General features: G+C 71.5%; 17 protein-coding genes. 12 read left to right on the top strand and 5 right to left on the bottom strand.

The window, feature by feature from the left end:
* Positions 1 to 10: 10 nt before the first annotated feature.
* On the bottom strand, positions 11 to 1036 hold the full coding sequence (locus tag FE374_RS14265; protein ID WP_139929865.1) for a LacI family DNA-binding transcriptional regulator: 1026 nt from the start codon (positions 1034 to 1036) through the stop codon (positions 11 to 13).
* 140 nt (positions 1037 to 1176) lie between these two features.
* Here FE374_RS14265 and FE374_RS14260 point away from each other — a divergent pair, with 140 nt between their 5' ends.
* The 7 genes from FE374_RS14260 (at position 1177) to FE374_RS14230 (ending at position 11692) form a co-directional block, all read left to right on the top strand.
* Positions 1177 to 2466 (top strand): sugar ABC transporter substrate-binding protein, encoded by a 1290-nt coding sequence (locus FE374_RS14260; RefSeq protein WP_139929864.1) that lies wholly within the window; start codon positions 1177 to 1179, stop codon positions 2464 to 2466.
* Positions 2467 to 2506: 40 nt separating this feature from the next.
* The gene (locus tag FE374_RS14255; protein WP_139929863.1) at positions 2507 to 3451 is read left to right on the top strand and encodes a carbohydrate ABC transporter permease; all 945 of its coding nucleotides are present in this window, start codon (positions 2507 to 2509) and stop codon (positions 3449 to 3451) included.
* Positions 3448 to 4263, top strand: coding sequence for a carbohydrate ABC transporter permease (locus tag FE374_RS14250; protein WP_139929862.1), 816 nt, complete (start codon positions 3448 to 3450; stop codon positions 4261 to 4263). The genes FE374_RS14255 and FE374_RS14250 overlap by 4 nt, the downstream gene beginning before the upstream one ends.
* 33 nt (positions 4264 to 4296) lie before the next feature.
* On the top strand, positions 4297 to 6225 hold the full coding sequence (locus FE374_RS14245) for a glycoside hydrolase family 127 protein (protein WP_139929861.1): 1929 nt from the start codon (positions 4297 to 4299) through the stop codon (positions 6223 to 6225).
* 138 nt (positions 6226 to 6363) lie between these two features.
* On the top strand, positions 6364 to 8442 hold the full coding sequence (locus FE374_RS14240) for a cell wall-binding repeat-containing protein (RefSeq protein ID WP_139929860.1): 2079 nt from the start codon (positions 6364 to 6366) through the stop codon (positions 8440 to 8442).
* Positions 8443 to 8677: 235 nt separating this feature from the next.
* On the top strand, positions 8678 to 10753 hold the full coding sequence (locus FE374_RS14235) for a DUF6541 family protein (RefSeq protein WP_139929859.1): 2076 nt from the start codon (positions 8678 to 8680) through the stop codon (positions 10751 to 10753).
* Between the two features lie 72 nt (positions 10754 to 10825).
* Positions 10826 to 11692: a glycosyltransferase family 2 protein gene (locus FE374_RS14230; RefSeq protein ID WP_139929858.1), complete on the top strand. Its 867-nt coding sequence runs from the start codon at positions 10826 to 10828 to the stop codon at positions 11690 to 11692.
* 121 nt (positions 11693 to 11813) lie between these two features.
* On the opposite strand, the gene FE374_RS14225 is transcribed toward FE374_RS14230, so the two are convergent.
* The 4 genes from FE374_RS14225 to FE374_RS14210 all read right to left on the bottom strand — a co-directional run bounded on the left by FE374_RS14225 (position 11814) and on the right by FE374_RS14210 (position 16354).
* Positions 11814 to 12809, bottom strand: a complete 996-nt coding sequence (locus FE374_RS14225; RefSeq protein WP_168205696.1) for a cell wall-binding repeat-containing protein — start codon at positions 12807 to 12809, stop codon at positions 11814 to 11816.
* A gap of 126 nt (positions 12810 to 12935) precedes the next feature.
* The gene (locus FE374_RS14220) at positions 12936 to 13268 is read right to left on the bottom strand and encodes a hypothetical protein (protein ID WP_139929856.1); all 333 of its coding nucleotides are present in this window, start codon (positions 13266 to 13268) and stop codon (positions 12936 to 12938) included.
* A gap of 584 nt (positions 13269 to 13852) precedes the next feature.
* The gene (gene rfbB, locus FE374_RS14215; RefSeq protein WP_139929855.1) at positions 13853 to 14848 is read right to left on the bottom strand and encodes a dTDP-glucose 4,6-dehydratase; all 996 of its coding nucleotides are present in this window, start codon (positions 14846 to 14848) and stop codon (positions 13853 to 13855) included.
* A gap of 177 nt (positions 14849 to 15025) precedes the next feature.
* Positions 15026 to 16354 (bottom strand): UDP-glucose dehydrogenase family protein, encoded by a 1329-nt coding sequence (locus FE374_RS14210; RefSeq protein ID WP_139929854.1) that lies wholly within the window; start codon positions 16352 to 16354, stop codon positions 15026 to 15028.
* 187 nt (positions 16355 to 16541) lie between these two features.
* On the opposite strand from FE374_RS14210, the gene FE374_RS14205 reads away from it, so the two are divergent.
* The 5 genes from FE374_RS14205 (at position 16542) to FE374_RS14185 (ending at position 24445) form a co-directional block, all read left to right on the top strand.
* Positions 16542 to 18761 (top strand): peptidoglycan recognition protein family protein, encoded by a 2220-nt coding sequence (locus tag FE374_RS14205; protein ID WP_139929853.1) that lies wholly within the window; start codon positions 16542 to 16544, stop codon positions 18759 to 18761.
* Between the two features lie 117 nt (positions 18762 to 18878).
* Positions 18879 to 20855, top strand: a complete 1977-nt coding sequence (locus tag FE374_RS14200) for a DUF6541 family protein (protein WP_139929852.1) — start codon at positions 18879 to 18881, stop codon at positions 20853 to 20855.
* A gap of 124 nt (positions 20856 to 20979) precedes the next feature.
* Complete coding sequence (locus FE374_RS14195; RefSeq protein WP_230978587.1) at positions 20980 to 21804, top strand: ABC transporter permease; 825 nt, start codon at positions 20980 to 20982, stop codon at positions 21802 to 21804.
* On the top strand, positions 21801 to 23003 hold the full coding sequence (locus tag FE374_RS14190) for an ABC transporter ATP-binding protein (RefSeq protein ID WP_230978326.1): 1203 nt from the start codon (positions 21801 to 21803) through the stop codon (positions 23001 to 23003). Before FE374_RS14195 ends, FE374_RS14190 begins: the two co-directional genes overlap by 4 nt.
* Entirely contained in the window at positions 23003 to 24445 is a 1443-nt protein-coding gene (locus FE374_RS14185) for a glycosyltransferase (RefSeq protein WP_230978325.1), read from the top strand. Before FE374_RS14190 ends, FE374_RS14185 begins: the two co-directional genes overlap by 1 nt.
* The last annotated feature ends 464 nt before the right edge of the window (positions 24446 to 24909 follow it).

Genomic DNA, 24909 nt, shown 5'->3' with positions numbered 1-24909 from the left:
GCGAACTCGCTCAGGCCCCTTCGATGGTCGAGCCGCGTACCACCAGGCGGCACGGCTGGGTGAGGACGCCGGACCCCTGCTCGCCGTCGAGCGCGGCGAAGACACGTTCGGCCGCCATCCGGCCGAGCGCCTGGAAGCTCATGTCCACGCTCGTCAGCGGCGGAGCCGAGCCGGTCGCGAGGATCTCCCAGTTGTCGAACCCGACGACGGCCACGTCCCGGGGGACGTCGCGCCCCAGGTCGCGCAGGGTGTCGAGGGCGCCGCGGGCGATCTGGTCGCTGCCGCAGATCAGGCCGTCGACCTCGGGATGGGTAGCCAACAGCTGCCGGGTGGCGGCCCGGCCCCAGGCCTCGGACCAGTTCCCGAACGGCGTCGGGGCGACGAGCGGCAGCTGGGCGGCCGCCATGGCGTGCTGGATCCCGCGCACCCGATCCTGGGCGGCCGCGTAGGTCGGGTCGCCCGCGATGTGGGCGATGGTGCGGCGCCCGATCGACAGGAGGTGGTCCACCGCCTGGTGGCCGGCGCCTACGTTGTCAGGCACGAGCGAGAGGTCCTCGGGATCGTCCGATGGGGCGTACACGTACACCACTGGGACCGGGATCTCGTGGCCCAGAGACGGGCGCACGTCCGTCCGGCTGCCCACCACGATGATCCCGTCCACCCGGCGGCTCAGCAGCGCCTGCAGGTGGTACCGCTCCCGGATCGCGTCCCCGCGGGCGTCGCACAGGAACACCGACATCTTTCCCGCACCGAACGCGTTCTCCGCCCCCATGAGGATCGGGATCGAGAAACGGCCCTCGAGGTCGTTGGTGATGAGCCCGACCGTGCCGCTCTGGCCCGAGGTGAGGTTCTGTGCGAGCACGTTCGGGGTGAACGAGAGCCGTTCCGCGGCGTCCATCACCCGGCGGCGGGTGTCCGGATGCACGTGCGCGCGCCCGTTGAGGGCCTTGGAGGCGGTCGAGACCGACACCCCGGCAACGGTGGCGACATCGCGGAGAGTCGCACCTCGTGGTCGCGCCATGGCGTCCTGGGCCATTGGGCCGCACCTCCTCCGTGAACCGGTTGAGATCATAGCGCTGTTGACGTGTTGATAGCCACGCGATACGGTAACGAAAACGGTTTCGGACCGTTTCGCCTCACCACAAACCTCACTCAAAGACGATCCGGAGGAATGGCGTGAACATCACCATCAGGTCAGCGCGGACCCGGCGGCTCGCGGCCGCCGCCGCAGCGATCACGGCGGGCACACTCGTCCTAGCCGCATGCTCTGGCGGGGGCGACGCCACCGCGCCGGAGGGCGGTGAGAGCGCCGCGGGCGGCGAGAGCGCCGAGCTCACCGTCTGGCACTACTTCAACGCGGACAACCAGGTCCAGCTCATGGACGACTACGCGGCCATGTTCGAGGAGGCGCACGACGGCGTGACCGTCAACAACGTCTTCGTCCCGTACGACCAGATGAACTCCAAGGTGATCTCCGCCGCCGGTGCGCAGCAGGGACCCGACGTCGTCGTCTTCAACGGCGCCGAGTGGAGCACCCTCGCCATGGCCGGCGCCCTGGCGCCTCTGAACGAGTACTGGGACGGCTACGCCGACGCGGACCAGCTGCCCGAGTCGGTCATCCACGGCATGGACGACAACATCTACGCCGTGCAGGGCTACGTGAACCTGCTGGGCCTCTGGTACAACGCCGACATCCTGGCGGAGATCGGCGTCGAGCCGCCCACCACGCTCGACGAGCTCGAGGCCGCCATGGCCACGGCCAAGGACGCCGGCTACATGGGCATCACGCTCTCCGGCCTGCCGCAGTCACAGGGCGAGTGGCAGGCCTACCCGTGGCTGACCAGTCAGGGCTTCGACTACGCCGATCCCGACGAGGCCGCGCTCACCGCCGGCTTCGAGATGGTCCGCGGCTGGATCGATGACGGCTTCCTCTCCCAAGAGGCCGTGACGTGGGATCAGACCGTCCCCTTCCAGCAGTTCACCTCCGGCAAGGTGGCCTTTGCCGAGAACGGCAACTGGCAGTCCGGGGCCGCCGCCACGGACGCCTCCTTCGAGTACGGCGTCGTCGCGCTCCCGCTGGGCGATTCGGGCAAGGTCTACCTCGGCGGAGAAGGCCAGTCCATCGGCGCCTTCAGCGCGAACCCCGACCTGGCCTGGGTGTACCTGCAGGCCACGTACCTCTCGGCCGAGGGGCAGGCCAAGGCTGTCGAGCTCGTCGGGTCCATCCCGTCGCGTGCCGACGCGTCCCAGGACGCCGCCGTCACGGACGACCCGCTGCTGGCCCCGTTCTCGCAGACGCTGAACGAGATGGGCGCCAACTACCCCGACGCCGTCGTGCCGCCGGAGGCGGTCGCGGACCTGCAGACCTCCGTGGGACAGGCCTGGAGCTCCGCCCTGGCTGGCCAGATGACGCCCCAGCAGGCCGCGGCGCAGGTGATGACCAAGCTCCAGACGCTCCTCGGCTGAGCGCCCGGCACCGGTCGCACGAATCACTGGAGGGTCAGCCATGGCGGTGATCGACACATCAGTGCCCACGCGGTCGGCGCGGGGACGGGCGGCCGCCCGTCCGTCCCCGTGGCGCGCCCGGCGCCACAGCCGGTACCTCTTCCTGCTCCCGGCCGCCGTCTTCCTCGCCCTGTTCGCCATCTACCCGCTCATGACCCTCGTGCGGATGAGCCTGAGCGACGTCACCTCCGTGACACTGAACTCGGAGTGGGTGTTCACCGGGCTGGAGAACTTCCGCGACGGGATCGCCTCGGGCGACACCACCGCGGCCCTGACCCGCACGCTGGTGTTCGTCGTCGCCGTCACGATCGTCTCCATGGTCGGCGGCCTGGCGGCCGCGGTGGCGCTGCGCACCGCCGGCCGCTGGTCGGAGGTGGTGCTGGCGCTGATGGTCTTCGTCTGGGCGCTGCCGCCGGTGGTCAACGGCAGCGTATGGAAGTTCCTCTTCGCCGACGCGGGCCTGCTCAACGTCGTCGCCCGGTGGATCGGCCTGACGGACACCGCACTGCCGTTCCTGTACGACCAGTACTGGGCCCTGTGGTCGGTGGCGTTCGTCAACGCCTGGGCCTGCATCCCGTTCAACGCGCTGGTGTTCCGGGCGGCGCTGATGAACATCAATCCCGAGGTCTTCGAGGCGGCCGCGCTCGACGGCGTCTCCCGCTGGCAGGAGATCCGGCACATCATGATCCCGGCCGCGCGGCCCACCGCGCTGGTGCTGCTCGTGCTGACGATCGTCTTCGGGTTCCGCAGCTTCGACTACATCTACGTGATGACCTACGGCGGTCCAGGCACGGCCACCAACACCCTGCCGTTCCTCGGGTACCTCCAGGCGTTCAGCCGCTACGACTTCGGCCTCGGCGCCTCGACCTCCGTGATCGCGGTGCTGTTCGTCATCGTCCTCGCGGTGGTCTACGCCCGCAGCATCAAGCGGGAGGAGTCGGAATGAGGCGCAAGGCCGGCCTCGTCACCGGGGCCATCAAGATCCTGCTCGCCATCATGTACGGCATCCCGCTGCTGTGGATCATCCTCACGTCGTTCAAGAGCTCGGCAGACGTCTTCGCCTCCGACGCGACGTTCCTGTTCCGTCCCGTCACCACCGCCTACGTGGACGCGCTGAACGGTGACCTCATGGCTGCCCTGCAGCAGTCGGTCCTCATCGCCGTGGGGACCACCGTTCTAGTGCTCCTCATCGCGGTCCCGGCTGCCTACGGCCTGGCCCGCACGCGCGGCCACGTGGCGACGATCGGGCTTGGACTGCTCATCGTCCTGCAGATGCTCCCGCAGACGGCGAACATCATCCCGCTGTTCCAGGTGTTCGGGAACTGGGGGCTCCTCGACAGCACGCTCGGCGTGATCTTCGCCGACACCGCACTGCTCACCCCGTTCGCCGTGATGCTCATGCGGCCGTTCTTCCGCGCCGTGCCGATCGAGCTGGAGGAAGCCGCCTCCATCGATGGCGCCTCGGTCCGGCGCTCGTTCTTCTCCGTGGTCCTGCCCATGGCCCGCAACGGCATCGCGACCTCCGGCACGCTCGTGTTCATGCTCGCCTGGGGCGAGTTCCTCTACGCCGTGAACCTGTTCCTCTCGCCCGGCACCTACCCGCTCAGCGCCCTGCTCGCCCAGCAGGTGGGGGCGTTCGGTATCAACTGGCCGGGCCTGATGGCCCTCGCCGTCCTCACCTCGATCCCCATCCTCCTCGTCTACGCCCTCAGCTACCGGCTGCTGCGCGACGGCCTCACGGTCGGCGCGGTCAAGTAGCACCACCACCCGCACGGAAGAAGCTGGTCTGACATGTCCACACCTTCGGCTGACGCCGCGTCGGCCCTCGCCACCGGCCCGGACCACGGCCGCCCCGTTGCCCCGTCGACCGGGGTGCTCCGGCCCCTCGGGCTCGATGAGGTCCGGATCACCGGCGGTTTCTGGGGCCGGTTCCAGGAGCTCAACGCCACTACGATCATCGACCACGCCGAGCGGTGGATGGAGCGGGTGAGCTGGATCGGCAACTTCGACGCCGCCGTCGAGAACCGGCTCCCCGCCGACCGCCGTGGGCGCGAGTTCTCCGACTCCGACGTCTACAAGCTCATGGAGGCCATGGCCTGGGAGATCGGACGGACCGGTGACCGGACCCTCGAGGCCCGGCTCGTCGCGCTGGTGGACCGCGTCGCCCCGGTCCAGGAGGCCGACGGCTACCTGAACACCATGTTCGGCCGGCCCGGGCAGCAGCCGCGCTACAGCGACCTCGAGTGGGGCCATGAGCTGTACTGCTACGGCCACCTCTTCCAGGCCGCCGTCGCCCGCGGACGCACCCACGGGCGTGACAAGCTGGTGGAGATCGCGGTGCGCGCCGCCGACCACGTGTGCGAGACGTTCGGCCCGGACGGGCTCGACGCCGTGTGCGGGCACCCGGAGGTCGAGGTCGCCCTGGTAGAGCTGGGGCGGTACACCGGCGATCGTCGATACCTCGAGCAGGCCCGCCTGTTCGTCGAGCGTCGCGGCCGTGGCACGCTCGCGCAGATCGAGTTCGGGCAGCAGTACTTCCAGGACGACGTGCCGGTGCGGGACGCCGAGGTGCTGCGCGGGCATGCCGTGCGGGCCTTGTATCTCGCGTCCGGCGCGGCCGACGTCGCCGTCGAGACCGCCGACGCCGAGCTGCTCGGTGCCGTCGACCGTCAGCTCGCCACCACGCTGGCCCGCCGCACCTACATCACGGGGGGCATGGGCGCTCACCACGAGGGCGAGTCCTTCGGCGATGACTATGAGCTGCCGCCCGACCGGTCCTACTCCGAGACGTGCGCCGGCGTGGCCGCCGTCATGACCGGTCAGCGGATGCTGCTGGCCACCGGGAAGGCCCGGCACGCCGACCTCGTCGAGCGGGCGCTGTACAACGTGGTCGCCACCTCACCGGCGGAGGACGGCAAGGCCTTCTTCTACACGAACACGCTGCACCAGCGCACGCCCGGGATCGTGGCGGCGCCCGACGCCGTCAGCCCCCGCGCCGCGGCCAGTCTGCGCGCGCCGTGGTTCGCGGTCTCCTGCTGCCCGACGAACGTCGCCCGCACGCTCGCCTCGCTCGGGGCCTACGTGGCCACGGCCGACGACGACGGCGTCCAGCTCCACCAGTACGCCCCGGCCGACATCCGCACCACCCTGCCCGACGGCGAGGTTGTCGAGCTGCGCGTGCTGACCGAGTACCCCGCCGACGGCCACATCCGGGTCGAGGTGCTGCGCGGGGCCGCGCGCCCGTGGACCCTCAGCCTGCGGGTGCCCGCCTGGGCCGACGGTGCGACCGTGACCGCCGCCCGCAGCTCGGAGCCCGTGACCGCCGGGTACGCCCGGGTCACCCGTGCGTTCGCGGCCGGGGAGGTGGTGCAGCTCGAACTACCCGTCCACGCCCGCTGGAGCTGGGCGGACCCCCGGGTGGACGCGGCCCGCGGGCAGGTCGCCGTCGAACGTGGGCCGGTCGTCATGTGCCTGGAGTCGGTCGACCTCGGCGCCGACGTCGCCACCGCCCGGGTGCGGACCGACGAACCGCCGCTCGAGCGCGACGGCGCCGTCCTCGTCCCGGTGGTGACCGCCGAGCTCGACGACGCGGCCTGGCCCTACCGCCACGGGGCACCGAACCCGCCGGCGAGCGAACCCCGGCTCGTGCCGCTCACGCCCTACCACCGGTGGGCCAACCGGGGGTCGTCGACCATGCGCGTGTGGATGCCGGTCGACTGACTGGCCGATCACGAGATCGTCCAGCTCGGCTCATGAAGCTCGTCCAGCCGCCGATATCGAGAATGGGTGCATGTGATGTGACAGCTAGAAGGCATCGGCACGGCTGACACCCGTGGTGGCAAGTGAGGTGGGTCGGACGTGAGGCGGTGGGGCAAGACGTTGACGGCGGCCGCCGTTCTCACTGCGGCTCTCGCGGGGGCCCCGGCGCACGGTGTCTCGGCGGAGGACGTATCGGCCCACACGATCGAGGTCGCTCCCGGCACCCAGGACCTCGTCCGCGACAAGCTCGCCGAGCTGGGCATCGAGCCCAGCTACGAGTTCACCACCACGACCGACGGGTTCACCGCGCAGCTCACCGAGGAGCAGGCCGCCGCCCTGGCCGACCTGCCCGCCGTCACGTCGGCGGAGCGGGCCCGGCCCGTCTCCATCCTCGGCACCCAGTACGACCCCACCTGGGGCCTCGACCGCATCGACCAGGCCGCCCGCACGCTCGACGGGCGCTACACCTACCCCGACACCGCCGGGCGCGGCGTCCGGGTGTACGTGCTGGACACCGGCGTCACGCCGCTGCCCGAGCTCGGCGGCCGTCTGGCCCCGGGAGCGGACTTCACCGACGACGGCCGGCGTACGACCACCGACTGCCAGGGCCACGGCACACATGTGGCCGGCACGATCGCCTCGCAGACCTACGGCGTCGCGAAGCGGGCGACGATCGTGCCCGTACGCGTGCTCGGCTGTGACGGCCGCGGCGAGACCACCGACGTCCACGAGGCCATCGACTGGATACTGGCCACCCACCCCGCCGGCACCCCGGGTGTCCTCAACCTCAGCATCGGCGGCACGGACCCCGACCTGGGGCTGGAGCAGGCGATCCGCCGTGCGGTCCGCGACGCCGGCCTGACGGTGGTCGTCGCCGCGGGGAACGAGAACACCGCCGCCGCCCGCACGTCCCCGGCCCGCGTCGACGAGGCCGTCACCGTCGGGGCGTCGACCAGGGCGGACACCCGGTGGACGGAAAACGCCGGCCGCGGGTCGAACTGGGGGGCCAAGGTCGACCTGTTCGCCCCCGGCGCCGAGGTGCACTCGCTGCACTACGCCGCCCCGGGCCGGACCGCCGCCATGACGGGCACCTCGGCGGCCGCCCCGCACGTCGCGGGCGCCGCCGCGCTCCTCCTGGGCGACGTGCCAGGCGCGACGCCGGCCCAGGTGGCCGCGACGCTCACCGGCCAGGCCGGGCGGGTGCTGACCGGCACCGGCCCGGGGTCCCCGGACCTGCTCCTGCGGGTGCCGCAGCCGGCAAAGCCCCTCGACGGCCTCGACCGGCTGGGGGGAGCGAACCGGTACGCGACGGCGGCGCTGATCGCCACTGACGCGTTCGAACCCGGCGTGCCGGTGGCGTACGTGGCCACCGGGCAGGGCTACGCCGACGCCCTCGCCGCCGCCTCGGCCGCCGCGCACGACCACGGGCCCACGCTGCTGGTGTCCCCCCGAGCGGTTCCCGCCGAGGTCCGCGCCGAGCTGACACGGCTGCGGCCGGGCCGGATCGTCGTGCTCGGTGGGCCGTCGGTGGTCTCGGGGGCGGTGCGGACCGAGCTCGCCGGGTACACGTACGGCGAGGTGACCCGGGTGGCCGGCGCCGACCGGTACGAGACCTCGGCACGGGTCTCGGCCGCCACGTTCGACCCCGGCGTCCCGGTCGCCTACCTGGCCACGGGCGGCGGGTACGCCGACGCCCTGGCCGGGGCCGCGGCCGCCGGCGGGCGCGGCCCGGTGCTGCTGACGGGCCGCGACCGGCTCCCGCCCTCGGTCGCCGCCGAGCTCGAGCGGCTGCGTCCGCGGCGGGTCGTAGTGCTCGGCGGGCCGTCGGTGGTCTCCGAGGCGGTGCTGGACCGGGTCGGCGGGCACACCGGCGGGGAGGTGCGGCGGCTGTTCGGCGGGGACCGGTATGAGACGGCCGCGCGGGTCTCGGCCGCCACGTTCGACGGCGGCGTCCCGGTCGCGTACGTCGCCACCGGTCAGGACTACGCCGACGCCCTGGCCGGTGCGCCGGCCGCCGGTGGGCGCGGCCCGGTGCTGCTGACCGCCCCGACCGGGGTGCCGCCGTCGCTCGCGGCCGAGCTCGCCCGGCTGCGCCCGGGGCGGATCGTGGTGCTCGGGGGCACCGGCGTCGTGCCCGGGCCCGTCGCGCAGACGCTTGCGGAGCTCGTGGCGCGTTAAGGCGAGAGGATCTGCTCACGCCTCGGCGAATGCCATGCCGACCCCACCATGACGTCGCTCGCAGAACTGCTCGGCGCGGCCGCTTCGCGCTGAGTCCAAGACAGAGCCCGGCCGGGGTGCCGCACAAGGGGCCGATTATGCTGGCAGCCGTGCCGTGCGCGGAGGACGGCGGCACTTCCCCAGCTGAGTCAAGGAGTCGCATGCGCATCGCCGTCCTCGCTCCTGGCTCTTGCTCTTGAGCTGGTGGGCGGCGCTGCCCGGCGCGCTGGCGCTGGTGGCGCTGTGGGTGCTGCCCGGCTGGGCTGTGACGCGGGCGCTGGGAGCCCGGGGGATCGTCGGGCTCGGCGCCGGGCCCGCCGTCACGGCGGCGATGCTCGGTGGGCTGGGAGTTCTCTATGGCGCCGTCGGGGTTCGGTGGTCACTCGGAAGCGCGCTGACCGGCCTCCTCGGTGTGGTGCTGCTGGCCGCGGCGGCCGGAGCACTCCTGCGACGCCGGTCGGTCGGCCGCCTCGTAGTTCCCGCGCCTGGGGCAGGTGTCTGGCCGGGGGAGTGGTTCGGTCCGTCGTCGTCGTCGTCGTCGGCGGCGTCGTCTGCCTGGTGGCGCGGCCTCGCCCTGCCCGCCCCGTTCGCCCGGGCTGAGGCGGCGGGCCTCACGCTCGCTCTCGCCGTCGCCGCGGTGCTGATCGCAGGCCCGATGGTCGCCGGCATGGGCGCCCCCGACCGGCCCGAGCAGGCGTGGGACGCCGTCTTCCACCTCAACGCCCTCGCCTTGGTGCGTGAGAGCGGCAACGCGTCCACGCTGGGGGCGCTCGCCCCGATGTACGGCGGCGGCCGCCCCTACTACCCGATCGTGTGGCACGCCATGGCGGCCGTCGCGCCCGGGCTGAGCTCGGTTCCCGCAGCGGCCAACCTGCAGAACTTGGTGCTGGGGGCCGTCGTGTGGCCTGCCGGTGTCGCCGCGCTCACCCGCGTCGCGGTGCGTCCGGTGCTGCCTGCGCTGGTTGCCCCGGTGCTGGCCGCGAGCTTCGTGGCCTATCCGACGGTGGTCCTCACGGTCCTGGCCCCGTGGCCCTACGGACTCTCCATCGCCGTGCTGCCGGGAGCCCTCGCCGCACTCGTCGTCGCGCTCCGCACGCCGTGGATGTGGGGGCCGAAGCTCGCAGGGACGCTCATCGCGGCGCTGGCCCTGGGTGGGACGGTGGCCGCACATGGTTCCGGGGCATTCTCGGTCATCGCGGTGGCCGGTGCCCTGGTGGTGGTGGTGCTCGCCCGGCAGGCGCGCCACTGGTGGGCCGGACGACCGCGCCTGGTGACCGTGGTCGCCGTCGCCTGCGCGGGGCTCTTCGCCACGTCGGCGCTCGCGGTCGCGCGATTCCCGGCCCTGCGCAGCACGCTCGGGTTCGAGCGGGGAGGGGCGGACAGCTATGTGCCCACCCTCAAGAAGCTCCTCGTCGACGCGCCCCTGGTGTACGAGTACGGCGACGTCGGCTTCGGTCACGTGGCAGTCACCGTGCTCGCGGCCGTGGGTGCGGTGGTGTGCCTGCTGAGACGGCGCGCCCGCTGGCTGGTGCTTGGCTGGGCCGGCGCCGTCGTGCTCGTGCTCCTCGCCGCCGGGCCGGTGGAGAACCCGCTGCGCGGGCTGACCGGCTTCTGGTACACCCAGGCCGCGCGTATCGCGCCGCTCATCGTGCTGCCCGCCGCGCTGCTCGCCGCGGTCGGGCTCACGGCCGTGGGGGACCGGCTCGCCCGGCTCCTGGGCGGCGCTCGGGGTGGGGCGACGGCGTCCGGCGGGCCACGGGCTCTGGTGGCATCCGTCGCGGTGCTCGTGATGGTCGTCGCCACCAGCGGGGGGATGCGCTGGGGGGTGAAGGAGCGGGTGACGGCGTCGGTGTACGAGCCGGGGCAGATCGCCTGGGGCACGATGCTCACCGAGGCGGAGCTGGCCATGATGCAGCGGCTGCCCGACCAGCTGCCCGCGGACGCCGTGGTGCTGGGGGACCCCTTCAACGGCTCCGCCTACCTGCCCGCGCTGGCGGGGGTGGACGTGGTCTTTCCCCAGCTCGGCGCGGTCCAGGGCGCGCACGCGCGCACGCTGGAGAGCTCCCTGGACCAGATCCGCACCGACCCGGCCGTGTGTGGTGCCGCGACGGCGCTCGGCGTCACGCACGTCTACACCGACAACGCCGGTGCGGCAGACGGGGCGAAGGTGCACGAGCGCACCGCAGCCATGCGCGCCCTCGACACCTCGAGCGGGTTCGAGCTGGTGGACTCGGGTGGGACGGCGCGCGTGTGGCGGCTGACGGCGTGCTGAGGGCGCGGCACGTCACCACGCGGGGCGAGCTGCGTCGTCGGGCACGTGCTTCGGGGCACTAACCTGGACCCGATGAGCGGGACAGGGGCGGACGCGGACGCAGCGGTGCGCGTGGTGAGTGTGACCTTCAACCCCGGCGACGAGCTCGAGGCCTTCGCCCGCTCGCTCGCCGATGCGACGTCCCGGCCGGTGACGCTGGTGCTGGTGGACAACGGCTCGGACCCGTCGGTGGTCGACGACGTCGCCGCCCGGTACGGCGCCACCGTGCTGCGCCCCGGCCGCAACCTGGGCTACGGCGCCGCCGCCAACCTCGGCGCGCGGGAGGGCGAGGAGCCGTGGGTGGTGGTGGCCAACCCCGATCTCGTGTGGCACGCGGGGGCGCTGGACGAGCTGCTCGCCGCCGGCGCGCGACACCCCCGCGCGGGCTCGCTCGGACCGCGCATCCTCAACCTCGACGGCACGCTGTACCCCTCCGCCCGGGCGATCCCCTCGCTGACCCAGGGTGCCGGGCACGCGGTGTTCGCGCGGTTCTGGCCGGGCAACCCGTGGTCGCGGGCGTACCGGCGCCAGCAGGAGGTCGTGGAGGCGAGCGAGCACGCCGTGGGGTGGCTGTCCGGCGCATGCCTGCTGCTGCGCCGCGAGGCCCTCGCGCCGCTCGGGGGTTTCGACGAGCGCTACTTCATGTTCTTCGAGGACGTCGACCTCGGTGACCGGCTGGGCCGGGCGGGTTGGCAGAACCTCTACGTGCCGACGGCCGCGGTGGTGCACGACCAGGGCGCGAGCTGGCGCGAGCGGCCCACCGCGATGATCCGTGCCCACCACCGCAGCGCGGAGCAGTACCTGCACGGGCGCTACGCGGCGTGGTGGCAGGCACCGCTGCGGTGGGCCATCACGCTGGGGCTCCGGACGCGGGCGTGGTGGGAGACGCGCGGGAGGTAGTGGCGGGCCTGTGGGCTTCGGGATATGTGGGCTTCGGGCCCGCGGGCTGCCGGGCCGCGGTTGGGCCCCGGCCACGCCGGTTGGGCCGGCGGGCCCCGGTCGGGCCCGCCGGCTCGTACGGCTACTTCAGAAGTGCCGCCACCGCCTTCTCCACCGTGGTGCTGACGGCTGCGGTGCCACCCAGGATGGTCACGTGCCTGGGCGCGAGGTTCCCGAGCGCCGTGGCGGTGAACGCCGGTAGCGTGCCGGGTCGCGTGAGCAGCACTGGCCCGCCGGTGGAGGCGGCGAGGGCCGCACCGGTGAGGGCGTCCGGGAAGTCGGTCCCGGTGGCGACGTAGGCGATCTCGACTCCCTTGGGGTACTTGCCGGCGACCGCGGCGGCGGTGCCGTACCGATCCTCGCCGGCGAGGCGGGTTACCTCGTCGGTGGTGTTGGCCGTGGCGTAGGCGGGCAGCCGGTCGACGACCGCCTTCGAGACTGCTCCGGGGCCGCCGAGGACCACGATGCGACGCGGCTGCAGGGTGGCGAGCGCGTCGGCTGTTGCGGTGGGGAGACTGTCGGATCGCGTCAGCAGCACCGGGCCGCCGGTGTGTCCGGCCAGCGCCGCGCCGGTGAGGGCGTCGGGGTAGTCGGTCCCGGTGGCGAGGTAGGCGACCGCGACTCGCTCGGGGTACTTGGCGGCTACCGCGGCGGCGGTGCCGTACCGGTCGTCGCCTGCGAGGCGGGTGACCTCGTCTGCGGTGTTGGCCGTGGAGTAGGCGCGTAGCAGATCGGCGACCGCCTTGGAGACAGCCGCCGGGCCGCCGAGAACGACGATGCGACGCGGTTTGAGCCGCGCCAGCGCGTCGGCGGTTGCGGTGGGGAGGCTGTTGGGCCGGGTGAGCAGGACTGGGCCGTCGTTCTTCCCAGCCAGGGCGGCGCCGGTCAGAGCGTCGGGGTAGTCCATGCCCGTGGCGACATAGGCCACCTCCACGCCGGGGGAGTACCTGCCCGCGACCTTCGCGGCAGTCTCGTAGCGGTCCGCACCGCCGAGGCGGGAGACGGGTGAGGTGGGGTCGTCTGGGATGGTGGGACCGGGGTCGTCGGGCTCGTTTGTGTCACCGGGCTCGGAACCCAATGGCAAGACAGTAATCTCTCCGACCCCCACCTCATCGCGGGCGTTCGGTGAGGCCGCTTTATCGTGAAGCCTCTCTAGAACGATCATCCAGTCGCCGCTTTTACCGGCAGGAATTGTGAACTGGTATCAGAACGTGGCCTGGACAACCACGCCGCCGATAACCATTTCGTCATGCACCGATTGCGCACCGAAGCTGACCATGGCCTTCTTCTCGGGCAGCTCCCAGAGAAAAATCGAAGGCGTGTCAAAACCAGAGGCGTCGGAGATTTGGATGCTGACGGTGACGGAAGTGGAGCCATTGGCGTGGCGTTTCTGGTCGACAGATACACCGCTCCACTTAGGTGGGTCGCCGTCAGGAGCTGCCGCAGCTGCGGAGGCAAGTCCAACCATCGCTAGAACGGCGACGACCCCGGCGGTAAGAACCTGCCGGACTTGAGAACTTCGTTTGGAGAGTGTCATCTGAGCTCCTTGGGAGGGGAACAGGTGACACCTATAACTACCAAGCACCGTCCGGTTTGTGATGGTTTTGAGCATCCGAAATGCGAAAATGGCCCGGTTTCGTTCTGCCGCAACTCGGCGAAGTCCACCTGCCGCCCGCCACCGTTGGTGCGACGTTGGCGCGGTCCCCTCGGTTGGGCCTCGGCATCAGAACGCGGTCTCGGCATCTCTGGTGGGTTCGACCAACAGTCAGCGGACGCACTTCGAGTCCCTCGTCCCACCGCTGGTCAAGGTCAAACTGGCGCCACTGTGTGGCACATCGCGGCGCCGTCGCCGACAGAGCACCCAAGATCGTCGCGGTGGGTTGCCTTCCCCGCCGCGTTTGATCTGTTACCGACTCTTGGAATTGGTGTCGGGCGTCCTCGTCACTTGCCCGGGGCGGGCGAGCATGAAATTTTCGGCGCAAAGAGCGGAACGGTGAGGAAATGACGGCTGTACGCCGTCGTTTCCTCACCGTTGCGTCTGCCTCCGGGAGAGGCGCTCGTTCATCTCCCTCAGCATTGGAAATCAGTTGACTGTTGACTCCCGAGAAGGAAGGAGGCGCTCTACTGCCCCTGGGCTGCGTACTTCTCCTCGACGGCCGCCTTCTGCGGACGCCACCACGCCTCGTTCTCCTTGTACCAGGTGATCGTGTCGGCGAGGCCGGAGCGGAAGTCCTTGAACTCGGGCTCCCAGCCGAGCTCTTCACAGAGCCTGGTGTTGTCGATGGCGTAGCGAAGGTCGTGGCCGGGCCGGTCGGCCACGTGCTCGTAGTCATGGGAGTCGTGGCCCATCAGCTCGAGGATGAGCTCGACGACCTCCTTGTTGTTCTTCTCTCCGTCGGCACCGATTAGGTAGGTCTCGCCGATCTGGCCCGCGTCGATGATGCGCCACACGGCCGTGTTGTGGTCGCGCACATGGATCCAGTCGCGCACGTTCTGACCGGCCCCGTAGAGCTTGGGCTTCACGCCGTCGATGAGGTTGGTGATCTGGCGCGGGATGAATTTCTCGATGTGTTGGTACGGCCCGTAGTTGTTCGAGCAGTTCGAGATGGTCGCCGCCACGTTGAACGAGCGAACCCACGCGCGCACCAGAAGGTCCGAGCCGGCCTTCGTGGACGAATACGGCGACGACGGGTTGTACGGAGTGTGCTCGGTGAACTTCGCGGGATCGTCCAGCTCGAGGTCGCCGTAGACCTCGTCGGTGGAGATGTGGTGGTAGCGGGTGCCGTGTCGGCGCACCGCCTCGAGCAGCGTGAAGGTGCCCACCAGGTTGGTGGTGACAAAGGGGGAGGGGTCGTTCAGCGAGTTGTCGTTGTGCGACTCTGCCGCGAAGTGGACCACCAGGTCCGACTCCGCAACCAGCGGGTCGACAGTATCGGCGTCGGCGACGTCGCCCTCGACCAGCTTGACCCGGTCCGTGACCGCACGCAGCGACTCGGCGTTGCCCGCGTAGGTGAGCTTGTCGAGGACCGTCACCTCGGCGTCGGGCCGGTCCTCGAGGGTCTGGTGGACGAAGTTGGCGCCGATGAAGCCGGCGCCACCGGTGATGAGGACACGCACAAAGGCCTCCTGGTCGGTACGGATGCTCGGGTCAGGGTAACGCCGGGGTGCGGCGTCAGCCGAAGTGGGCGCCGCACCCGATGTCAGCCGTGGCTAGGAACGTCAGCGAGTTCGGCAGCGCGCCGGGCAGGATGACATGTCGCGGAGGACTTGACGTCTCGCGGAGAAGTGGGCGGGTCAGGGGCGGCCGATGCCGCTGTAGGTCCAGCCGGCGGCACGCCAGGTGGCCGGGTCGAGGGCGTTGCGTCCGTCGATGATCCACGGTGTGCGCACCGCGGCCTTGAGCGCGACCGGGTCGAGGTCGCGGAACTCACGCCACTCGGTGAGCAGCATCACCACGTCGGCGCCGGCCGCGGCAGCGTGCGCGTCCTCGGCCACGCTCATGTCCGGCCGCAGCTCGGCGAGCTTCGGGCCCGCGGCGGGGTCGGTGATGACCACCTCGGCGCCCTGACCGGCGATCGTGTTGGCGATGTCCAGCGCGGGGGAGTTGCGCATGTCGTCGCTGTCCGGCTTGAACGCGGCACCGAGGACGGCGACCTTCTTGCCGAGGAACGTGCCGCCGGCGGCCCGGCGCGCAAGCTCGACGGCGTGGTCCCGGCGGCGGTCGTTGATGGCGTCGACCTCGCGGAGGAACGTCAGCGCCTGGTCCACGCCCAGCTCGCCGGCGCGGGCCATGAACGCCCGGATGTCCTTGGGCAGGCACCCGCCGCCGAAGCCGATCCCGGCCCGCAGGAACTTCTTGCCGATGCGGTCGTCGAATCCGATGGCCTCGGCCAGCTGGGTGACGTCGGCGCCGGTCGCCTCGCACAGCTCCGCCATGGCGTTGATGAACGAGATCTTCGTGGCGAGGAAGGAGTTGGCCGCCACCTTGACCAGCTCGGCGGTGGCGTAGTCGGTGACCAAGCGCGGGATGTCCCGCTCCAGCAGGTCCGCGTAGACGGCGTCGAGCACCGCCTGGGACGCACGAGCCGCCGACTCGTCCGCGGGCACTCCGTACACGATGCGGTCGGGCGCGATGGTGTCCTGCACGGCGAAGCCCTCGCGCAGGAACTCCGGGTTCCATACGAGATGGACGCCGTCGCCGGCGGCGGCGATCCGCTTCGCGAGGGCGGCGGCGGTGCCCACCGGCACGGTCGACTTGCCGACCACCAGCGTCGGGCCGTCCGGGTGGGCCTTGAGGTGGGGGATCACGGAGTCCACCGCGGCGTCGACGTACTGCAGGTCCGCCGCGTAACCGCTCGGCACCTGCGGGGTGCCGACGCCGATGAAATGCACTTGGGCGTCGGCGAGGTCGGCGTAGTCGGTCGAGAAGCGCAGGCGCCCGGCCTCGATGTTGCGGACCAGGACCTCCTCGAAGCCTGGTTCGTGGAACGGCGCTCGTCCCGCGGACAGCGACGCGACCTTCGCGGCGTCCACGTCGATGCCGACGACGTCGTGACCGAGCTCGGCCATGCACGCCGCGTGCACGGCACCCAAATAGCCGCAACCAATAACCGAAATCTGCATGGGGTCAAGGTACCGTCGAACGCGGGGGGCCTGCTGGGTCCGAGGTCGGGCCCCTCGCGCCTGTCTTCCCCATGCGAGGTCGATCGTCTTGCTCTTTCCCCGTACCACTGCCCTTCTTGGGACGTCGCTCCTGCTCTTAGCCCCCATGGGGGCGCCGGCCGCTGTTTCCGCCGCGGCCGCGCCGCCCGTGACCGAGGCCTCCGCGGACGACCTGCCCCTGCCGCTCGACACCGCTCCGGACGACCCCGGACCGGCCGCGCCGGTCACGGTGATCTCGCTCACCGACCTTGCAGGCCGGCGCACTGCGGTGGCCGAGGAAGGGCTGGAGCAGCTCGGCACGGATGCTCCGGCGGCGACTGGTGCGACCGGTGCGACCGGTGCGACCGGTGCGGCCGGCTCGGCTGCGGCACTGGCCGCAGCCGGCCTGCACGGCGGCGGGGCCGGTCGTGGGCTCGCCACGGTGCGCCTAGGCGGGTTGGCGGACGCGGCGCCCGGCAGCACGTTGACCGCCGCCACCACCACCGCCCAGAACCCGGATGCGGACCTCGACAAGATCGCGGTCCTGACCCCTCCGATCGCCACCGAGGAGTTCCTCGTGGCCGGCCTCACCTGGGACGCCCAGGACCGCCTGCCCACCGGTGCGCGAGTGTTCCTGCGCGTCCTCGAGGACGGCGAGTGGTCGCAGTGGCTGGAGACCGAGGCGGAGGACGCCCTCGACTCCGGCGAGGCGCGAGCGGGCGTCAAGGCCGGCACCGACCCGTTCGTCACGGGCGGCGCGGACGCTGTTCAGCTCCAGGTCACCGGTGACGCCGGTGCCCTCCCGGCCGGCCTCGAGCTCAGCCTCATCCCGGCGAACCCGGAGCCCGCCGAAGAGGTCATCACCGAGGCCCCTGAGCCCCCGGCCGAGCTGCCCACCGAGGAGCCCACCGCCACCACCGAGCCCGCTGCGTTCCGGAGTCTGCTCGGCGACGTCTCCCAGCCGGCGGCCACCGTGGCACCGGTGTCGTTGGGCACAGCCGTGACAGGGGCGAGCTCCGCCGCGCTGGGCCCCTCGTCCTCCACGAGCACGGCGGCGTGGACCTCCGGCGTCACCGCCGCCGCGCAGATGGCCGGCGTCATGCCCGCCGCAGCGACGGTGCCGAGGCCCACCATCACCAGCCGCGCGGGCTGGGGGGCGGACCCCAAGATCATGTCCTGGCGGCCGGGCTACGCCACCTTGAAGGCTGCCGTCGTGCACCACACCGCCGGCACCAACGACTACACGCCGGCCCAGTCCGCCTCGATCGTGCGCGGCATCTACTTCTTCCACGCCGAGACCCGCGACTGGGGCGACATCGGCTACAACTTCCTCGTCGACAAGTGGGGCCGGGTGTTCGAGGGCCGCACCGGCTCGCTCGCCGCGCCGGCCGGGAAGATGACCATCGGGGCGCACGCCGGCGGGTACAACACCGGCACCCTGGGCATCTCCGCGATGGGCGACTACACGAAGGTGAGCCCGCCGCGGGAGATCTTCAACTCCATGGCCAACGTCATCGCCTGGCAGTTCGCCCGCGCCGGCATCGACCTGGACACGCCCAGCGGCATCACCTCGCCCGGCACCGCCTACACCCCCAAGGGTCGCGGTCTCGCACGCATCTTCGGCCACCGCGACGTCGGCGCCACCACGTGCCCGGGCAACGCGATCCAGTCCTGGCTGCCCAGCCTGACCCGCGCCGTCGACAGCCAGGCTCTGCAGCTCTTCTACCTCAACAACGACTTCGGGCCGACGGCGGACACCCAGTTCCGCTACGGGGACAAGTCCGCGCAGATCTACGTGGGCGACTGGGACGGCGACGGCGTGGACACCCTCGCCGCTCGGGTGGGCCGCACGTTCTACATCTCCAACTCCAACACCTACAACGAGCCCGACACCGTCATCGCCTACGGCCGCCCGGGTGACGACATCTTGGTGGGGGACTGGGACGGCAACGGCACCGACACCTTCGCCGTGCGCCGCGGCGCGATCTACCACGTGCGCAACTCGATCACCTCGGGGCCGGCGGACCAGGTGGTGGCGTACGGGCGTGCCGGGGACGAGGTGCTCGTCGCGGACTGGGACGGTGACAAGCGCGACACCTTCGGTGTGCGCCGCGGGTCGATCTACTTCGTGAAGAACTCCGTCGCCACCGGGGTGGCCGACTACACGGTTGCCTACGGCCGCCCCGCCGACACCGTGCTCACCGGCGACTGGGACGGCGACGGTCGCGACACCCTCGCCGTGCGCCGCGGCGCCCGGTACTACATCAAGAACACGGTGGCGACAGGTCCGGCCGACTTCGAGGTGGTCTACGGCCGCGCCGAGGACCTCATCCTGGTGGGCGACTGGAACGGTGACGGCACCGACTCCCTGGGGGTGCGCCGTCCGTAGGGATGCCGGCACGGGGGTGAGCCGCCGTCGTCGAGGGTGCCCGCACCACGGAGGGCCGGCCATCGGGCATGATCGATCGCGGACCTGGCGCTCGGCCCGGCCCGGAAGACGGAAACGATGAGCTGGATCGACGCACTACCCACGGCGACGGTGCTCCTGGCCCTCCTGTACCTGCCGGGATGGGTCGGTCTGCGACTGCTCGGGGTCCGCGGCGTCCTCGCCGTCGCCGGCGCGCCCGCCGCGGTGGTCGCGGTGCTCGCGCTCGGGGCGGTCGTGCTCGACGTCGTGGGCGTGGCGTGGACCCCGGCCCCGGTGGTCCTCCTGCTCGCGGTGGTGCTCGGGCTGTGCGCGCTGCTGGGACGGGTGCTCCCACCCGGCACGGTGTCGCTCCCACCCCTGACGCCCCGCTCGTGGGCGCTCGTAGGGATCGGCCTCGCGGTGGGCGCGGGGGTGCAGGCCGGCGCCTACCTGAACGGGATGGGGCGGCCCGACGCCGTCCAGCAGATCTACGACCCCGTGTTCCACCTCAACGCCGCCGAGACCGTCCTGCGCACCGGCAACGCCTCCTCCCTCGGGGGCCTGGACCCGATGTACGGGTCGAGCACGGGCGTCTTCTACCCCGCGGTGTGGCACTCGATGGTCGCGCTCGGGGCGCGGCTGTCCTCCGTGGTGGTGGCCTCGAACATGCTCATGCTGCTCACCGCCCTGGCGGTGTGGCTGGTCGGCATCGTGGCCCTCGCCCGTGCGGTCGCTCCGCGCGACGGCGCGGTTGCGGCGGTGGCGCCCGTGGTGGCCTCCTCCTTCCTCATCTTCCCGGCCAACCTGCTGGTGCTGCAGGGCATGTTCCCCTACTGCCTCGCGATTGCGCTTGCCCCTGGCGCGGTCGCGCTGGTCGTGGGCGTGGTGGAGCGCGCCCGGACCGACCGGTCGCCGGGTCACGCCTTGCGAGGCGGGCTGGCCGCCGTCGTCACGTGCGCCGGGGTGGTGGCCGCCCAGCCGGCCGGCTTGGCGGTGCTCGGGCTGTTCGTGCTGCCCTACCTGGGCCAGGTCGGCGCCCGACGGGGGCTCCGGCAGTGGCGGCTGGGGCACCGCGCCGCCGCGGTCGTCGCGGCCGGCGCCGCCCCCGCGGTCGCGCTCGCGCTCGTGGTGGCCGTCTACACGGTGCCCGCGTTGCAGGCGATGGCGGCCTTCCCGGCAGTAGAAGGGTCGCGTCGGCTCGCCCTGTTCCGGGGGCTGACGTTCTCCACCACCATCGGGTGGACAAGTCCGTGGGCGAACGTCGTCGTGGCGGCGCTCGTGCTCATCGGCGTCGTGGTGGCCGCCATGTCCGTGCGCACCCGGTGGCTGGCCGTGTCCTGGCTGCTGACGTTGGGCATCTACGTCGTGGCTGCAGGGCCGAACAACGTGCTGCGGGACCTGGCGGGGTTCTGGTACAAGTCCGCCGACCGCACCTTCGCCATGCTGCCCACGGTGGCGGCCGTCCTGGGGGCGCTGGGGGTCGTCGCGCTGGGACGGGCCGCGCAGCGGCTGCTCGCCGAGTCCCGGGCGGGTGCGCGCCACGGCCGCACCCGCGACTGGCTGGCCCCGGTCGTCATGGTCGGTGTGCTGGCGCTGGCATTCGTCACCTCCGGCGCGTTCCGGTACGACGAGCGGCAGAACGGCTGGACGGCCTGGGGGTTCCAGCCCGACCGAATCCTGACCACCGCGCACGCCTCGACCGAGGAGCTGACGATGATCCGCTCGCTCGACGACGTGCTCCCGGACGACGCGGTCGTGCTCGGGGACCCGCGCAACGGGGCGGCGTTCGTCCAGTCGGTGGGCGGGGCAGTGGCCTTCATCCCGCACGTCAACCCCTCGAGCTGGGACCCCGACCAGTCGTACCTCAAGGCCCACTTCGGCCAGCTGCGGTCGGATCCGAAGGTGTGCGAGATCGTTGCCGAGGACGGGATCGAGTACTTCTACGCCGACGACTCCGGGCCTCAGGCGTGGGCGCAGGACTCCCCAGGGTTGTACGACGTCGACACCACCACCGGGTTCGATCTCGTCGCCGAGGGCGGGCCGGCGCGGGTGTACCGGATCACGGCGTGCGGGTGAGTCCCGACACAGCTCCCACCCGCTCGGGAGGACGGCCGTTGCCGTGCCGTAATCTGTCCGGAGCGGTGGGCCGGGTTCTCCTGGTGACCGGGACCGGAGAGGGAGGCGGCAGCCGTTGGGCATCGTGAAGGACCTGCAGGGCTCGAGCGAGCTCGTGCTCAACCTCACGCGCCGTGAGATCAAGGGCAAGTACAAGCGCACCGCGCTCGGCCAGCTCTGGTCGCTGGCGAACCCTCTGGCCGCGATGGCGATCTACACGGTCGTCTTCGCCTTCATCATCCGGGTCCAGCCCGACCCCGGTGACCCCAGCGGCCTCAACATCTTCGCGCTGTGGCTGCTCTGCGCCCTGCTGCCGTGGACGTTCTTCACGAACGTCGTCAACGGCGGCATGGGCACCTTGGTGGGGAACGAGAACCTCATCAAGAAGGTCTACTTCCCCCGCATCGCGCTGCTGGTGGCCAACTCGTTCTCGTGGATGTTCAGCTGGTCCATCGAGATGGTCGTGCTGGTGCTCGCCCTGCTGATCGTGGGCTCGAACGCGCTGGTGTGGCTCCCGCTCGTCGTGGTGTTCATGGCGCTCATGTCGCTGTTCGCCACCGGGGTCTCGTTGATGCTGTCCGTGGCCAACGTCCACTTCCGAGACACCCAGCACTTTGTGGGCATCCTGTTCCAGGTGTGGTTCTACCTGACGCCGATCGTCTACCCGGTCTCGCTGGTGGCCGACCAGTCCGAGCGCCTGGGCCCGCTGTTCGGCTCGGTGACGCTGCTGGACCTGTATCTGCTCAACCCCATCGGCCAGTTCGCCGAGGTGTTCCGCAACCTCCTGTACGACAACCGCTGGCCCGATCTGTCGACCGCGCTGGCCTGCGCGGCCTGGAGCCTGGGCGCGTTCTTCCTGGGCTACGCGCTGTTCAAGCGCAGCGAGAAGGGGCTGGCTGAGGCACTGTGAGCACCGCCACCATCACCGTCGACGACGTCTCGAAGAAGTTCCGCATCTTCCACGAGCGCAACCAGACTCTCAAGGCCGCGGTCATGCGCCGGCGGCGCTCGGTGCACGAGGACTTCTGGGCCCTCAAGGACGTCTCCTTCGAGATCCCCGAGGCCTCCACCTTCGCGCTGGTGGGGGACAACGGCTCCGGGAAGTCCACCCTCCTGAAGTGCATGGCCAAGATCCTGTACCCCAACTCGGGGCGCATCGTCACCCGCGGACGGGTGGCGGCCCTGCTCGAGGTCGGCTCGGGGTTCCACCCCGAGCTGTCCGGGCGGGACAACGTCTACCTCAACGGCTCGATCCTCGGCATGACGAAGCCCGAGATCGACTCGAAGTTCGACGAGATCGTCGGCTTCTCGGGCGTCGAGCAGTTCATCGACCAGCCGGTGAAGAACTACTCGTCCGGCATGTACGTGCGGCTCGGCTTCTCGGTGGCCATCCACGTCGATCCCGAGATCCTGCTGGTGGACGAGGTCCTCGCCGTCGGTGACGCCGCGTTCCAGGAGAAGTGCGCGGCGAAGTTCGCCGACTTCCGGCGCGAGGGCCGCACCGTGGTGGTGGTCAGCCACTCGATGCCGTCGCTTCGCACCATGGCTGACCAGGCCGCGTGGCTGGCCGGCGGGAAACTGCAGGCGGTCGGCCCGGCCGCCGGCGTGCTCGAGTCCTACATGGACTCCACCCACGACTCCACCCGGCTGGACGAGCACGGCCGCACCCACTGGGGCTCCGGCGAGCTCACCGTCGGCCGGGTGGAGGTGTTCGGGCGGCAGGGTTCGGGCAGCCCGGTGGTCTCCGGCGAGGACATGACCGTGCGGATCCACTACGACGCGCACGAGCCGGTGGAGAACCCGGTCATGGGGTGCGCGATCGAGAGCTCCGACGGCACGTACCTGTGGGCGTCGAACACCTTCGACCACGGGCCCCGGCTCGGCACCGTCCACGGGCCGGGCTACATCGACTGCCACGCCGACGCCGTCGCCTTCGCCCCGGGCAGCTATGTGGTCGTCACCTCGATCACCGACTCCACCACCCAGCACGTGTACGACCAGGTCCGCGACAGCGCCAAGTTCAGCGTGGAGAGCGGCCAGCAGCGCTGGTGGGGCGGCTACATGCACACGCCGTCGCGCTGGCAGGCGGCGGACGTGGAGGCGCGCTGATGGGCGCGGCGGGGGACATGGGTGCGGCGAGGGAGGTCGTCGCGCCGGCGGACGCGCGTGCGGAGCATGCGGACGCCCGCATCGGCGCCCAGCGCATCCTCGTCGTCACGCTCGACACCCTCGCCGAGCGGATGGCAGGGCCGGCCATCCGTGCCTGGGAGATCTCCACCGCCCTGGCCGCCGAGCAGCACCGTGTGCGCCTGGTGACCTTCGGTGCGTGCGAGCGCCCCGGCGTCGGCTTCGACACCGCCCACATCACGGTCGGGGACTTCCGCGCCGAGGTGGACGGCGCCGACGTCGTCATCATCCAGGGCTTCGTCATGCAAACCTTCGCGTGGCTGCAGCAGTGCCCGCAGGTACTCGTGCTCGACCTGTACGACCCCTTCCACCTCGAGTCGCTCGAGGTGGAGCGCTACAAGCCGGTGGAGGAGCGGAACGCGTCGCTCGCCAACGCGCTGCGCGAGCTCTCCGCCCAGACCGCGCGCGGCGACCTCTTCATGTGTGCCTCGGAGAAGCAGCGTGACCTCTGGCTCGGTCACCTCGGCGTCGCCGGCCGGATCAACCCGGACACGTACGACGCCGACCCCTCCTTGCGCAGCCTCCTCACCGTGGTGCCGTTCGGGACCGCAGCGACGCCGCCCCAGCGGCAGGCGCCGGCGATCAAGGGCGTGGTGCCGGGCATCGGCACGGACGACAAGGTCGTCCTGTGGGGCGGCGGGGTCTACAACTGGTTCGACCCCGTCACGGTGCTGCGCGCCGTCGACCGGGTGCGTGAGCGGGTGCCCGAGGTGCGGTTGTACTTCCTCGGCATGAAGCACCCCAACCCCGACGTGCCCGAGATGGCGATGGCCACCCGCACCCGTCGCCTCGCCGACGAGCTGGGCCTGACCGGCACCCACGTGTTCTTTAACGAGGACTGGGTGCCCTACGAGCGCCGCGCCGATTACCTGCTCGACGCCGACATCGGCGTCAGCGCGCACTTCGAGCACATCGAGACCGCGTTCAGCTTCCGCACCCGGATCCTCGACTACCTGTGGGCCGACCTGCCCATCGTGTGCTCGGCCGGGGACACCTTCGGCGACCTCGTCGCCGCCGAGGGCCTCGGCGCCACGGTGCCCACCGAGGGCGTCGACGCGCTCGCCGACGCCCTGGAGCTTCTCCTCCTGGACGACGACGCACACGCCGCCGCGCGGGCGAACGTGGCGCGGGTGGCCGAGCGGTACACCTGGCCCGTGGTGCTCGAGCCGCTGCTCGCGTTCTGCCGCGCCCCCCGACGAGCGCGGGACGCCGACCGGCTGCGCGGACCCGAGTTCGGGACGCTGCCCTGGTACACCCGGGCGCGGCTGGACGCCCTCGCCGTGCTGCACTACCTGCGCGAGGGCGGGCCGCGGGCAGTCGTCGGGAAGATCCGCTGGCGGATGGCGAAGCGGCGGGGCCGCTGACTCGTCCGCGCCGGGGCGCCAAGGTGCCGCGCGGAGCTGTTGGGCGGTGGCTGCCGGTGGACCATCACCTGCGGCGGCTGCCCGGCTCCCTGCCGGCCCGTCGGCGCGCTGCCTGGCTCCCGCCCCGCCTCCGGCGCTGCCACACCCGTCGGCCCGATCGGGGAAACAATGTGAGGCAAGGCCTGACGGATGTTCCCCGATCTTCCGGCTTGGCCCTTCCATCATCCGGCTCGGGCCCCACCAGACCGGAGCAGGGCGCTACTCGGCCTCGCTGGCCGATGCTCCGGCTCCCCTCCGGGACGCCCCAGGTTGCCGGCCCAGCCGTAGGCGGGCCGGTCTTGCCAGCTCATCCACAGGATCGCGAGGGTCGATCACCTGGTGGTGGGCGCCGGCCGCACCCTGGCGTGATGGCTCCTCGAGCGAACGTCGAGAAGATCGATCAGCTGGCTCAGCGACAGGACGGT

It is taken from the genome of Georgenia yuyongxinii (assembly GCF_006352065.1).
Taxonomy (GTDB): domain Bacteria; phylum Actinomycetota; class Actinomycetes; order Actinomycetales; family Actinomycetaceae; genus Georgenia; species Georgenia yuyongxinii.
This window is presented reverse-complemented; position numbering and strand designations above follow the sequence as displayed.

What these genes read in the sequence shown, in the direction of transcription:
- FE374_RS14245 (WP_139929861.1), top strand. Translation starts at nt 4,297, where the DNA reads ATGTCCACACCTTCGGCTGACGCCGCGTCGGCCCTCGCCACCGGCCCG.
- FE374_RS14265 (WP_139929865.1), bottom strand. Translation starts at nt 1,036, where the DNA reads ATGGCCCAGGACGCCATGGCGCGACCACGAGGTGCGACTCTCCGCGAT.
- FE374_RS14210 (WP_139929854.1), bottom strand. Translation starts at nt 16,354, where the DNA reads ATGCAGATTTCGGTTATTGGTTGCGGCTATTTGGGTGCCGTGCACGCG.
- FE374_RS14255 (WP_139929863.1), top strand. Translation starts at nt 2,507, where the DNA reads ATGGCGGTGATCGACACATCAGTGCCCACGCGGTCGGCGCGGGGACGG.
- FE374_RS14185 (WP_230978325.1), top strand. Translation starts at nt 23,003, where the DNA reads ATGGGCGCGGCGGGGGACATGGGTGCGGCGAGGGAGGTCGTCGCGCCG.
- FE374_RS14230 (WP_139929858.1), top strand. Translation starts at nt 10,826, where the DNA reads ATGAGCGGGACAGGGGCGGACGCGGACGCAGCGGTGCGCGTGGTGAGT.
- FE374_RS14250 (WP_139929862.1), top strand. Translation starts at nt 3,448, where the DNA reads ATGAGGCGCAAGGCCGGCCTCGTCACCGGGGCCATCAAGATCCTGCTC.
- FE374_RS14200 (WP_139929852.1), top strand. Translation starts at nt 18,879, where the DNA reads ATGAGCTGGATCGACGCACTACCCACGGCGACGGTGCTCCTGGCCCTC.
- FE374_RS14220 (WP_139929856.1), bottom strand. Translation starts at nt 13,268, where the DNA reads ATGACACTCTCCAAACGAAGTTCTCAAGTCCGGCAGGTTCTTACCGCC.